Origin of the sequence: Nocardia sp. NPDC059195, assembly GCF_042754695.1 — a bacterium.
In the GTDB taxonomy this organism is placed as follows: domain Bacteria; phylum Actinomycetota; class Actinomycetes; order Mycobacteriales; family Mycobacteriaceae; genus Nocardia.
This window is the reverse complement of sequence record NZ_JBHZBG010000020.1, coordinates 44,693-57,324: the sequence shown is the minus strand read 5'-3', so window position 1 is coordinate 57,324 and position 12,632 is coordinate 44,693. Positions and strand designations below refer to the sequence as shown.

The 12,632-nt window shown below is 68.7% G+C and carries 10 protein-coding genes; 5 read left to right on the top strand and 5 right to left on the bottom strand.

Annotated elements, in window-relative coordinates:
• Positions 1-82 precede the first annotated feature (82 nt).
• Complete coding sequence (locus tag ACFXKN_RS23375; RefSeq protein WP_378969642.1) at positions 83-3,325, top strand: arabinosyltransferase domain-containing protein; 3,243 nt, start codon at positions 83-85, stop codon at positions 3,323-3,325.
• 252 nt (positions 3,326-3,577) lie between these two features.
• Here ACFXKN_RS23375 and ACFXKN_RS23370 read toward each other — a convergent pair whose 3' ends face one another.
• Positions 3,578-4,507, bottom strand: a complete 930-nt coding sequence (locus ACFXKN_RS23370; RefSeq protein WP_379433807.1) for an ADP-ribosylglycohydrolase family protein — start codon at positions 4,505-4,507, stop codon at positions 3,578-3,580.
• A 97-nt stretch (positions 4,508-4,604) separates the two neighbouring features.
• Positions 4,605-5,522: an EamA family transporter RarD gene (gene rarD / locus ACFXKN_RS23365; protein ID WP_379433806.1), complete on the bottom strand. Its 918-nt coding sequence runs from the start codon at positions 5,520-5,522 to the stop codon at positions 4,605-4,607.
• Positions 5,523-5,556: 34 nt separating this feature from the next.
• Between rarD and ACFXKN_RS23360 the strand changes: the two genes are divergently transcribed.
• Positions 5,557-7,980 carry an HAD-IC family P-type ATPase gene (locus tag ACFXKN_RS23360; RefSeq protein WP_379433805.1) on the top strand — a complete coding sequence of 808 codons (2,424 nt, stop codon included), beginning with the start codon at positions 5,557-5,559 and terminating at the stop codon, positions 7,978-7,980.
• 118 nt (positions 7,981-8,098) lie between these two features.
• Positions 8,099-8,272, top strand: a complete 174-nt coding sequence (locus tag ACFXKN_RS23355) for a hypothetical protein (protein WP_379433804.1) — start codon at positions 8,099-8,101, stop codon at positions 8,270-8,272.
• A gap of 62 nt (positions 8,273-8,334) precedes the next feature.
• Here the strand turns inward: ACFXKN_RS23355 and ACFXKN_RS23350 are convergent, their stop codons facing one another.
• From ACFXKN_RS23350 to lspA, 3 genes are all read right to left on the bottom strand, one after another.
• Positions 8,335-9,033 carry a hypothetical protein gene (locus ACFXKN_RS23350; protein ID WP_379433803.1) on the bottom strand — a complete coding sequence of 233 codons (699 nt, stop codon included), beginning with the start codon at positions 9,031-9,033 and terminating at the stop codon, positions 8,335-8,337.
• A gap of 124 nt (positions 9,034-9,157) precedes the next feature.
• Positions 9,158-10,084 (bottom strand): RluA family pseudouridine synthase, encoded by a 927-nt coding sequence (locus ACFXKN_RS23345; protein ID WP_378969611.1) that lies wholly within the window; start codon positions 10,082-10,084, stop codon positions 9,158-9,160.
• A 73-nt stretch (positions 10,085-10,157) separates the two neighbouring features.
• A complete protein-coding gene (gene lspA, locus ACFXKN_RS23340) occupies positions 10,158-10,775 on the bottom strand; it encodes a signal peptidase II (protein ID WP_378969606.1) in 618 nt (205 codons plus the stop codon).
• Positions 10,776-10,860: 85 nt separating this feature from the next.
• On the opposite strand from lspA, the gene ACFXKN_RS23335 reads away from it, so the two are divergent.
• The gene (locus tag ACFXKN_RS23335) at positions 10,861-11,814 is read left to right on the top strand and encodes a hypothetical protein (RefSeq protein ID WP_379433802.1); all 954 of its coding nucleotides are present in this window, start codon (positions 10,861-10,863) and stop codon (positions 11,812-11,814) included.
• Positions 11,811-12,527, top strand: coding sequence for a hypothetical protein (locus ACFXKN_RS23330; protein WP_379433801.1), 717 nt, complete (start codon positions 11,811-11,813; stop codon positions 12,525-12,527). Before ACFXKN_RS23335 ends, ACFXKN_RS23330 begins: the two co-directional genes overlap by 4 nt.
• Positions 12,528-12,632 lie beyond the last annotated feature (105 nt).

Here is a 12,632-nt window from a genome sequence, read left to right as displayed (position 1 = left end):
GGACGTTTCCGGACGGGGCTTTCGCGTGCGAGTCGCGATGGTGTTTCGCCTGCTGTCGGTGGCGCGGCTACTATCGGGCCCCGTGGTAGAGACGATCGTGCGGCAGGGGCATCCGCCCAAGGGTGTTTCGGAGCCGACGCGACGTGATCGCGCGGGGTGGGCGCGCATCGTCGCGATCGTCGCGGGACTGATCGGCATTCTCAGTGCCGCGGTGATCCCGTTCCTGCCCGTCCGGGTCGACGCCGCGACGGTGTCCTGGCCCCAGCAGGGATCGCCCGCCGCGGTCGAATCGCCGCTCATCGCCTACGCGCCCGCCGCCCTGTCGGCGACGGTGCCGTGCGCCGCGTTGAGTTCCCTTGCCGCGACCGGCGGTGTCGCTGTCTCCACCGTGCCGCGTCAGTCGGCCGACATGGAGAAGTACGGCTTCGTCGTCAAGGTGGTCGCCGATACCGCCGAACGACCCGGCCGGGTGGACGTGGTCTCGCGCTCGACCCTGGTGTGGACGGCGCCGCTGGCCGAGGTGCTCGACCGCTCCTGCGCGCTGACGATCGCGATCACGCCGCAGCAATCCTCGGTCACCACAACAGGTCTCACCGCGTCCGGCGCCGCGGTGGCCGCTGATCTGCGTCCGCAGGTCGTCGGCGTGTTCAGTGAGCTGACCGGTGCCGCCCCCGCGGACCTCGCGGTGCGCGTCGACGTCGACGCCCGCTACACGTCCTCGCCGACCTGGCTCAAACTGGCCGCGATCGTGCTGTGCCTGCTGGCGACGGCGGTGTCGCTGTTCGCCCTGCACCGTCTCGACGCCCTCGACGGCCGCTCCGCGCGCCGATTCCTGCCGCAACGCTGGTGGCGGCTGCGTCCCGTCGACTGGCTGGTGTTCTCGGTCCTGCTCGTCTGGCATTTCATCGGCGCCAACACCTCCGACGACGGCTACATCCTCGGCATGGCGAGGGGTGCGAGCAGCTCGGGCAACATGTCCAACTACTACCGCTGGTTCAGCGTCGACGAGGGCCCGTTCTACACCCCCTACGTCGACATCATCGGCTGGCTCACCCACATCTCCGCGGTCAGCCCGCTGGTCCGGCTGCCCGCTCTCGGCGCTGGGGTGCTCACCTGGTGGTTGATCAGCCGTGAGGTGCTACCCCGCCTCGGCGTGGCACTGCGCCGCGAACGCGTGGCCACCTGGACCGCTGCCTTCGTCTTCCTGGCCTTCTGGCTGCCCTACAACAACGGTCTGCGTGCGGAATTCGTTGTCGCGCTGGGTGTTCTGGTCACCTGGGTGTCGGTCGAACGAGCGATCGCGACCCGGCGGCTCGTGCCGTTCGCCGTCGCGGTGATCGTGGCCGCGTTCACCCTCACCGGCGCACCGTCGGGCCTGATCTGCCTCGGTGCGCTGGTGGCCGGTGCGCGTGTGGTCACCGCGATGATCGTGGCGCGGTCGAAGTCGGTGGGCTACCTGGCGCAGTTGCTGCCGATCCTGGCTGCGGGCACGGTGGTGCTCACTGTCGTCTTCGCGGACCGGACCTTCGCCGGTGTGCGGGAGATGTTCGCCGTGCACAACGTGATCGGGCCGGGTGAGTCCTGGTTCTTCGAATTCCTGCGCTACCAGTACCTGCTGCAACTCAACGCCGACGGCTGGCTGACCAGGCGGTTCGGTGTCTTCGCGATGCTGATCGGCCTGATCGTCTGCACTGCGATCATGTTGCGCCGCGGCGGCCATATCCCCGGCACCGCGGTCGGTCCGGTCCGGCGGATGCTCGGCATCACTCTCGCCGCCATGGTGCTGATGATGTTCTCGCCCACCAAGTGGACCCACCAGTTCGGTGTGTTCGCGGGCCTTGCCACCTGTGTCGCCGCGGTGACCGCGGTCGCGGTGAGCTCGGAAGTCCTGCGGCCGATGCGCAATCGCGCGCTGTTCGCCGCGGGTGTCTTCTTCGCCCTCGCTATGACCTGGGTCGGTGCCAACGGGTACTGGTACGTCTCCTCGTGGGGAATCCCCTGGTGGGACAAGCCGCCGACCGTGGCGGGCTACGGCGTCTCGACCTTGTTCGTCGGCCTGACCGTGTTGGCGCTCGCCGTGGCCGCGTGGTTCCACATTCACCCGAACCTCAACCCGAAGGCCAAGGTGGGGCGTGTGGCCGGGTTGCCCATCCTGGCCATCGCGGCCGCGATGATGGTGCTGTTCGAAGTGGCGTCCTTCGCCAAGGCCACCGTCGCCCAGTACCCCGCGTACTCCCTTGCCGGCTCCAATCTCTCCGCTGCTTTCGCCGGTGGGTGTGGCATGGCCGACGAGGTGCTCGTCGAAACCGATCCGAACGCCTCGATGCTCGCGCCGCTGTCCGGCGACATGATCACCACGATGAACGGCACCGAGTCGACCGGCTTCCGGGCCGACGGCGTCGCGCCGGTGCTCACCTCCGACGAGGTGGAATCGACCACCGGCCAAGCGAATTCGGTGTCCGACGATCCCGACGAACTGCGGGACGCCTCGACCTCGGCCGGCTCGGAATCGCGGCAGGGCTCGTTGCAACTGCCGTTCGGACTCGACCCCGTGACCACCCCCGTCCTCGGTAGCTACCGCTCCGGCGCCCAGGAACCCGCCGCGCTGACAACGGGCTGGTTCCGCCTACCGGACGGCCCGCGCGGCCCGCTGCTCGCGATGTCGGTGGCAGGCCGGATCCGCTCGGTCGACGCCGACGGTATCGTCCACCCCGGCCAGGAGCTGGCCATCGAGTACGGCACCGCCGCGGCTGACGGCACCGTCACCGTGGCGGGCCAGATCGCTCCGACCGATATCGGCCCGGCGCCGATGTGGCGCAATCTGCGTATCCCGATGGACCAGCTGCCCTCCGATACGAGCGTTGTCCGCTTGGTCGCCGCCGACAAGGATCTCGGCCCCGACCAGTGGCTCGCGGTCACCCCGCCGCGCATGCCGCAGACCACCACGCTCAGCGCACTCGTCGGCCGCACCGCCCCGGTCCTGCTGGATTGGGCTGTGGGACTGCACTTCCCGTGCCAGAACCAGATGCCGACCTACAACGGCATCGCCGAGCTCCCCGAATACCGCATCCTGCCCGACCGCAACGGCGCCACCATCACCAACCTCTGGCAGGGCCACGACGGCGGCGGCCCACTCGGCTGGACCCAGCTCCTGTTCACCGCCCGCACCCTGCCGACGTACCTGAACAACGACTGGGACCGGGACTGGGGCTCCCTCGAGCAATACCTCCCCCTCGACACCACCGCCACCCCCGCGAAGGTGGATATCAACTCCGACAACCGCTGGGGCACATGGACTCCCGGCCCCATCATCACCGCTTGGTAGTTCGCCGGTCGAGTGTCGAGGTTACCCCTGTGGCGTCGGCACTCGGCCGGTTCAGCCACCGACGTTCCCGCTCCGCGCCCTATGCGGGAACGTAAAGCGAGACGGGCCTCCATGCCCGACTGTGGCGGCTCCGAGGCGGCGGCACATCGGCGCGATGCCGTCGCGCATCTATGGTGGCTCGAGTCGGTCGGGGAGAGTAAACCCATCCGGGCAGCGTGCCTGTCCGGTTGTCGTCGAAGCGTTCGCGGGCTGCTACCGGGAGTTGGTGGCGATACGCAGGGCTAGGTCCGGGAGATCGGCGCCGGTGAGTCCGGGGTAGCCGTGGAGGATGGCGCGCCAGCGGGCAGGCACGGCCGAGGCACCCCAGCGGGCGCCGAGCAGTCCGCCCGCGATGGCCGCGGTGGTGTCGGTGTCGTTTCCCGCGCGCACGCACGCCTCCAAGGCGAGCGGAAGCTGTTCGGGCGTAGTGGGATCGGTGGTGGTGATCGCCCACCACGCGGTCTGAAGGGCGTGCACCACCCAGCCGTTGTTCGGGAAGTCGGCGGGCGTGCCCTTCTCCGCTTCGTCGAGACGTTCGGTCCAGTACGCGGATTGTGGTGAGCCGCTGACATATTCGCGAACCCCGTGGAAATCGGCGTTCAGCACGGCATGCCGGATCGCGTAGGTCCACATCTTGCACGCCTCGACGGCGTTCTCGTCGTAGTGCGTGAGCAGTCCGACCCGGCCCGCCGCCGCCACGCATTCCGCGGCGTCGTCGAGATAGGCCAACGCGACCGGCGCGGTGCGCATCAGCGACCCGTTGCCCCCGGTTCGTCCGGTCATCGACATCGCCACGGTTTGCATGTCCAGCGCGGAGGAAGGCCTGGCGGACAACACAGTTCGAGTCTGATTCCCGATGTCGGGCGGCTTCGAGTCGTACCAGGAGACGAATCCGGCCGCGACCGCGTCGAGATCGATGCCCGGCCCGTTGGCAGCGGCTACCGCTACGGCTACGGCCATCGACGTATCGTCGGTCCACTCACCCGGCGCCCAGTTGAATACCCCGCCACCGATCATGTCGATCACCGTGTCCGGCCCCGGATGAGTGAACTCGTAGCCCGCCCCCAGCGCATCACCGGCCGCGGTTCCCACCAGCACGCCGGCGACCCGATCCGAGTACCCCGCATCGTGCACAGAACCCACCTCTCTCGGGTGCCCACTAGCCGATTGTCCGATTAGCGAGCCTACCGGTCGGCATGTGATCCACCGGCGAGTCGCGCCGGGGTGACACCGAATCGAGCTAATGCGTGGTCGCGTCCGTTGCCTCGGCCACCGAGAGCTGCCGGTTGCGGCGACCCCGCAGCAGGGCGTCGGTGGTGAACACCGCCAACGCCGTCCAGATCAGGGCGAATCCGGCCCAGCGCGACGCGGGCATGGGTTCGTGCATGACCGCCACTCCCCAGGCCATCTGCAGGGCCGGGGTGAGGTATTGCAGGATGCCCATGGTCGAGAGCGGGACCCGCTTGGCCGCCACTGCGAACAGCAGCAGCGGCAGCAGGGTGACCGGCCCGGTGGCGAGCATGAGACCGAAATGGGCGGGGCTGGAGGTCATTTCACTACGGCCGGTGGCCATCAAGACGATCAGGAACGCCAGCGCGAACGGCACGGCCACGATGCCTTCGGCCGCGATGCCGGGGAGCGCGTCGAGCCGGATCACCTTCTTCACCAGTCCGTAGGTGGCGAACGAGCCGGCCAGGATCAACGCGATCACCGGCGGCCTGCCGTAATCGACGGTCAACACCACCACCGCCAGCGCACCCAACCCCAGCGCCACCCACTGCGCCCTGGTGAGCCGCTCCCGGAACAGCAACACCCCGATGGCGACGGTGACCAGCGGATTGATGAAGTAGCCGAGCGCGCATTCCACGATGTGCCCGGTGGTGACGCCGAAGACGTACACACCCCAGTTCAGCGACAACGCCGCCGAGGCGGCGGCGGCCATTCGCCAGGTCCTGGCATCGATCCCGCGCAAGCTGCCAAGCCGCCCGGTCAGCGTGAGCGCGAGCAGCACCACCACCAGCGTCCAGACGATCCGCTGCGCCACCACTTCGACCGGCGAGGCGAACGACAGCAGCCCGAAGAAGGCGGCGAACGAACCCCAGATGAGGTAGGCCCCCGCACCGAAAACGACACCGGGCGGGGATGAGCTGCGCTGCATTCATCCCATGATACGACCGGCTAATCTTTCGAGCATGTCCCTATCCGTGCAGGAACCCGCGGCCGCCGGGCTCACCACAGCACAGGTCGATGAGCGCCGCCGCGACGGGCGCACCAACGACGTCCCGGCCAGGGCGAGTCGTTCGGTCGGCGAGATCGTCCGCGCGAATGTCCTCACCCGCATCAATGCCATTCTCGGCGTGCTGTTCCTGCTGGTGCTCTCGACCGGCTCGATCATCGACGGCATGTTCGGTCTGCTCATCGTGGCCAACAGCGCGGTCGGCATCATCCAGGAGGTCAGGGCCAAGCGAACCCTGGACGAGCTGGCGATCGTCAGCCAGGCCAAGCCGACGGTGCGCCGCGACGGCGTCGCCGAGCAGATCGCGCCCGGCGAGGTGGTCCTCGACGATCTGATCGAGCTCGGCCCCGGCGATCAGATCGTGGTCGACGGCGAGGTCGAAGAGGCCGCCGCGCTGGAGATCGACGAGTCGCTGCTGACCGGTGAGGCCGACCCGATCGACAAGGGCATCGGCGCGCCGGTGATGTCGGGCAGCTTCGTGGTGTCGGGTTCGGGCGCGTACCGCGCGACCAAGGTCGGCAAGGACGCCTACGCCGCGAAACTGGCCGAGGAAGCCAGCAAGTTCACGCTGGTGCACTCCGAATTGCGTTCGGGCATCGACAAGATCCTGAAATTCATCACCTACCTGCTCATCCCGGCCGGTCTGCTCAGCATCTACAACCAGCTGGTCTCGAGCGGGGAATCGTGGCGTCCCGCCGTGACCGGGATGGTGGCCGCACTGGTACCGATGGTCCCCGAGGGCCTGGTGCTGATGACCTCGATCGCCTTCGCGGTCGGTGTGGTTCGCCTGGGTCAACGTCAGTGCCTGGTGCAGGAACTGCCCGCGATCGAGGGCCTGGCCCGCGTCGACGTGGTGTGCGCCGACAAGACCGGCACCCTCACCGAGAACGGCATGCGCCTGGCGCAGGTCGAACCGCTCGGCGCGTTCGACGAGGCGCAGGTGCAGGCCGCGCTGGCGGCGCTCGCGAGCGACGACCCGCGCCCCAACGCCAGTGTCCAGGCCATCGCCGAAGCGCTGCCCGACTCGCCCAGCTGGTCGCAGACCGCCATCGCGCCGTTCTCCTCGGCCAAGAAGTGGAGCGGTATTTCCTATGGCGCCCACGGTGATTGGCTGCTCGGCGCCGCCGACGTGCTGCTCGATCCCGCCTCCGCCGACGCCGCCCACGCCGAGCAGCTCGGCTCGTCGGGTCTGCGGGTGCTGCTGCTGGCACGCAGCGACCGTCCGGTCGACGCTGACGACGCGCCCGGCCGGGTCGAGCCCGCCGCGCTGGTGGTGCTCGAGCAGAAGGTGCGCCCCGACGCCAAGGAAACCCTGGAATACTTCGCGAGCCAGCAGGTCTCGATCAAGGTGATCTCCGGCGACAATGCCGTGTCCGTCGGTGCGGTCGCCTCCTCGCTCGACCTGCCCGGCGGTGACCACGCCGTCGACGCGCGCACCCTGCCCGACGATCCGGCCGCCCTCGCCGACGTCCTCGATCGCGAAACCACCTTCGGCCGTGTCCGTCCCGACCAGAAGCGCGCCATGGTCGGCGCGTTGCAGTCGCGCGGGCACACCGTCGCCATGACCGGTGACGGCGTCAACGACGTGCTGGCGCTCAAGGATGCCGATATCGGTGTCGCGATGGGCGCCGGTAGCCCGGCGACCCGCGCGGTGGCGCAGATCGTGTTGCTGGACAACAAATTCGCGACCCTGCCGTATGTGGTGGGGGAGGGTCGCCGAGTGATCGGCAATATCGAACGCGTCTCGAATCTGTTCCTCACCAAGACCGTGTACTCGGTGCTGCTGGCCTTCCTCGTCGGCCTGGCGGGCGTCGGTTCGCAGATCTTCGGCTACGACCCCATCGGCTACCCGTTCCTGCCGCGCCACGTCACCATCGCGGCCTGGTTCACCATCGGCATCCCGGCGTTCGTGCTCTCGCTGGCGCCCAACAACGAGCGCGCCCGCACCGGCTTCGTCGGCCGGGTGATGCGCCTGGCCGTGCCGTCGGGTGTGGTGATCGGCGTCGCGACGTTCGTGTCCTACCTCATCGCCTACGCCGGACCGGAAGCCTCGGAAACGCAGAAGGTGCAGGCGGGCACCACCGCGCTGATCACACTGATCATGATCGCGGTGTGGGTGCTCGTGCTGGTCGCGCGGCCGTATGTGTGGTGGAAGGTGGTGCTGATCGCGGTATCGGTGCTGGCCTACGTCGCGCTGTTCACGATCCCGTTCACCCGCGCGTTCTTCAAACTCGACCCGTCCAACCCGCGCCTGACACTGGCCGCGGTGGTGTGCGGTGTGATCGGCATCGCGCTGGTCGAGTTGGCGTGGTGGGTGCAGGCGCGGCGCTCCGGCGGCGCGGGCAAGTTCTTTCCCCCGGTCGGTGCGCAGGGAGCGTGAGGAATCACTGACCCGACCGTAATCATTTCGAGAACCCTTGTGCGGGACCGGCATTCGGTGTTGGAGTACCTTTGCCGGTTATGGAGGTAACCCTGTCGGATCGTCTCGGGACCACCCGGTGACCCCCGACGAACTCGACGACCTGTTTTCCGACCTCATCGTGCAGCTCGACCGGCTCGATGCCGGTGCGCTCGAATTGATGGCAGGTGCCTACGACCAAGCCGGCGACGTGGACCGGGCACGCGCGCTGTGGGGACTGGCCGATGCGCGCCGCGCCACCGATCGGCCGTAGGCCGCTCCCGCATCGGCGAACACCGTCGCGATGCAAGGGCCGTCGTCGACTGGGCCGCAGTGCTACTCGGTCGGAACCGGGCCGTCGTCGGGGTTCGGGGTGACGGTGTCGGTGCTGCCCGGCAGTAACGGGCTCACCGCGAACCGGCCCGCGACGGCGTCGGCGGGCAGTGCCTGCACCGCCCTGACGCCGGATTGTGTTGCGAGGTCACGTAATTGGGGGAGCGTGCCGCGCACGACGATGCCGGCCGTGCACGCGCAGCCTGCCCGCAGGCGGGTCTCGGTGAGATGGGCGATCTCGGCGCTGCGCTGATCGCGGAACTGTTGTGCCGCTACCAAGCCCGCGGCCGCGTCGCCGGAATTCACCGCAGGCTCGTCGCCGCCGGGAGTGGCGACCGTGATCACCGGTGTCTGCACCCGCTCGACGGGCACGTGCTGAATCACCCCGGAAACCCGCAACCCATCGGCCACGGCCGGAATCTGTTGGGGCGTCAGGTATTCGGTGAACGACACCAGCGCCCAGTGCGGGTCGGTGCCGGCACCGCCGAGGGATGCCCGCGCGTCGCCGAGGTATTGCTGAACCTGCTCGCCGGGTGCGGGCCCCAGCCGATCGGTCGCCACCGCCGACGTGGGCGCCGGTTCGCGGTAGGCGACAACCAGCAGGATCACCGCGCCGATGGCCGCGATCGCGTAGAAGGCGGCATTGCGCCGGGAGAATCGGCCATCGGCGTCGTCGGCCTGCGATCCCGGCTCCGCGGGCATGTTCCCGAGTGTCTCCGAGGATGTGCTCGCGCTGTCGTCCATCGATACTCCCGCCTGTTCGGCGGGCGGTTCCCCGCGGTCGTCCGGCGCCGTACCCGGCGCCGGTTCGGACGACCGCGGGTCGTCAGGCATTGCGTAATACGTCCAAGGCGCCCGCCAGATCGTCGGGGTACTCGCTGGTGATCTCCAGCCAGCGACCGTCGGCGGGATGATGGAAGCCGAGCTGACGTGCGTGCAGCCACTGCCGTTCCAGGCCGAGGCGTTTGGCCAGCGTCGGGTCGGCGCCGTAGGTGAGGTCACCCGCGCAGGGATGGCGCACCGCGGAGAAGTGCACCCGGATCTGGTGTGTGCGGCCGGTCTCGAGGTGGACGTCGAGCAGGCTGGCCGCCTGGAACGCCTCGATGGTGTCGTAATGGGTGACGCTCGGCCTGCCGTCACCGGTCACCGCGAACTTCCAGGCATTGCCCCGCGCACGCCCGATCGGCGCGTCGATGGTGCCGCTGCTCGGATCCGGGTGTCCCTGCACGAGTGCATGGTATTGCTTGTCGACCGTGCGTTCCTTGAAGGCGCGCTTGAGCATCGTGTAAGCGTGTTCGGATTGTGCCACCACCATCACACCGGAGGTGCCGACGTCGAGCCGGTGCACGATGCCCTGCCGTTCGTGCGCGCCCGAAGTGGAGATGCGATAACCCATCGCCGCCAGGCCGCCGACCACGGTCGGGCCGGTCCAGCCGACACCGGAGTGCGCGGCGACGCCGATCGGCTTGTCGACGGCGACGATGTCGTCGTCGGCGTAGAGGATGTTCATCCCGTCGACCGGGGCGGCCTCGACCGTCAGTTCGCGCTTGGGTTCGGGGAAGATCACTTCCAGCCACGCGCCCGCGGTGAGCCGGTCGGACTTACCCGCGGCGACCCCGTCGATCTGCACCGAACCGTCCTCGGTCAGCGCCACGACCGTGGTCCGCGAGAGGCCGAGCAGGCGGGCGAGTCCCGCGTCCACCCGCATCCCGTCGAGTCCATCGGGGACGGGCATGGTTCTGGTTTCTCTCATGCAGTGTCCTCCTGCGTATGCCCGAGGGGCCCTACGTGGTTACGCAAGCTGCCGCCTCCGGGCCCTGACTCGGTCATACGGTCTCCTCGGTGTGTTTGCGACCGCTGCGGGTGCCGTCCGGTTCGAAACCGAACACGGTGAGCGCGACCAGCAGGATCGCCCCGCACACGATGGCCGAGTCGGCGACGTTGAAGACCGGCCACCAGCCGATGGCGACGAAGTCGACCACATGGCCCTGCAGCGGGCCTGGGTATCGGAAGAGCCGGTCGACCAGGTTGCCCAGCGCCCCGCCGAGCACCATGCCGAGGCCGATGGCCCACCACAGCGAACGCAGGGTGCGCCCGATCCGGATCACCCCGATCACCACCGCGGCGGCGATCAGGGTCAGCAGCCAGGTCATGCCGGTCGCCATCGAGAACGCCGCGCCCGGGTTGCGCACCAGAGTGAACCGCGCGAAATCGCCGATGATCGGTACCGATTCGCCCGGGTCGATCAGAGCGACCGCGAGGCACTTGGTCAGCAGGTCGAGCCCGAACAGGACGACGGCGATGATCAGCAACATCGGCAAACGGCGGCGACCAGCGGGTTTCGCCGTCTCGGCCGCCTCGGATGCGGCAGCGGCCGCCGGTGCCGCTGAGTCGTCGCCGGTCTCGGGGACAGCAGCGTTGTCGGTTGGCCGGTCTTCACTCACGCGTCCATCATTCCTTAGTGGTGATCTGGCCTTCGCCGCGGTGCCGGGGAGTCCCAGGTGTTACTCAGGAAGCGGTCGTACCCTGATGGCTGTGACGGTGTTGTCTAGATCTCGCTTACCCCGCATCGCGCGCCCCGGGGTGTTACTGGTGGCGCTCGTGCTCGGGTTCGCGACCTTCGGCGCCGGGTGTGCCGATCGCTCGGCTCCTGCCGCGGAGGTCGATGGCCTCGAGCCGCTCGGCATCGGCAAGGAAGTCACCGTGCCGATCTCGGCCGCGGTCACCACGATGATCTCGCCCGGCGAAGAGCCGCGCGATCTGCTGCGGCCGCGCTATGCCGCGGGCACCACCCAGGAAGTGACGCTGCGCACCGACTATCAGATCCAGCAGCAGGTCAACGATCAGCCTGTCCGCGACTTCTCACCCGCCGCGCTGACCATCCCGATGATCGCGCGCGCAGGCACCGATGGCGTCGACCTCACCGTCGGCGCGGTCACCACCCCCGACCCCGCGCTGAACAAGGCGTTCACTTCCGCCGACGGTTCACACGCCGGTTTGGGGATGAGCGACCTCGGTGCGATCACCGAGCTGCGCATGGCTCCGTCACCGGACACCCCGAATACGGCGCGGGCCGCGCTCGAGCAGGCCTTCTACCAGGCTGTGTATCAGTCGATCGCGTTCCCGGACCAGCCCGTCGGGGTCGGTGCGGTGTGGACGGTGCATCAGAAGATCACCGGTGGGGTCACCCTCGACCAGATCACCACGGCCACGCTCACCAGCCGGGAGGGCGACCGGCTCACCATCGATCTGCAGGTGAATCAGACGCCAACCGACAATGTGTGGGAGTTGCCCAACGACGCCGGTGAGCTCGACATCGACGGATACGTGATGGAAGGCGTCGGCTCGATCACCATCGATCTCGGTATGCCGCTGCCGGTTTCGGGTTCCATCGAGATCGGTGGACAGCAGACCTATCGGGACGCGCGCAGCGTGAGCACATTGGTGCAGACGCAGTCGACACGCGTTACCTGGACGGAATGATGCGGGGACGTTCGCTGCGCGTCGGCGCGGCTGTTTCGGCATGCGCCGGGTTGGCCGCGATCGCGGGCTGTGGGTCCGACGACACGGTGGACTCGCCGGGATCGGGTCCGTTCTCCGCCGCGGTCACGGCCGCACCCGGAACCGGCGCCGTTGTTCGCGATGCGGCGCAGTTATCGGCCGGTCTGCTCGCCGCGACGGATCTGCCCGGCGCTTTCGCGGTGGTGCCGCCGCGCGGTGAGTCCGACGAGCCCGCGGTACCGCCCGCGGCGCTGACGAATCCGCCGGACTGTGGGCGTCTGCTCTTGCCGATCGCGCAGCAGTGGCCGGGGTCGGCCGCCGCCGCGTCGGTGCAGTTCGCCGGGCCCAGCTTCGCCACCATCGATATCGATGCCGCGAGCTATCCGGACGCGGCGCTGGCCCCGGCCTTCGACGCGCTCCAGGCTCAGCCTCGGCGCTGCACCAGCTACTCGGGCGACGACGCCGGGGTGCGGATCGAGTATCGAACGAGCGCGCTCGCTCAGCCGCCTGCCGGCGATGCCGGCTCGGCGTTCACCTTGACCGCCACCAGCGAAGGACTCACGCTCACGTCGGCGACATCGCTTGTGCAGGTGGGGAACACGCTGGTTCAGGTTGTTGTCACCGCGCCGGAAGTCGTCGACCCCGGCGTGCTCTCCGATCTCACCGCGGCTCAGGTACGCAAACTCCGCGGCTGAAACCCGGTACGGCTGAAACCCGGTACGGCTGAAACCCGGTACGGCTGAAACCCGGTACGGCTGAAACCCGGTACGGCTGAAACCCGGTACGGCTGAAACCCGGTT